Origin of the sequence: Pseudomonas sp. SIMBA_067 (assembly GCF_046534675.1) — a bacterium.
Classification (GTDB): domain Bacteria; phylum Pseudomonadota; class Gammaproteobacteria; order Pseudomonadales; family Pseudomonadaceae; genus Aquipseudomonas; species Aquipseudomonas putida.
The window spans coordinates 1-233 of sequence record NZ_JAWRYH010001416.1 but is presented as its reverse complement, the minus strand read 5'-3'; the positions used below and the strand labels follow the sequence as shown (position 1 = coordinate 233).

Below are 233 nucleotides of genomic sequence, written 5' to 3'. Positions count from 1 at the left end.
CTGTTGGCAGTGTTAACGATCGGGGCTACGGCCCACGCTGAAGAAACCTCGAGCACCGGCAGTTCCACGCCCCTGTCCTTGAGTGCCGGCAGCCAGATCACCGAGTTGCAGCAACGCTTGCAAGAAAGCGAACGACAACGGGAAGAACTGAGCAAACAACTGCAAAGCGCGGATGCCGCCCGCGAAAGCGCCCAACTGAATCGCTTGCGCCAGGAGAACCAACGCCTGGCCCA

Annotated in this window: 1 pseudogene; it reads left to right on the top strand. The window is 60.5% G+C overall.

Going from position 1 to position 233, the window contains the following annotated elements:
- Window positions 1-233: pseudogene (locus tag SB765_RS34055) on the top strand (translation initiation factor 2); the annotation flags it as partial.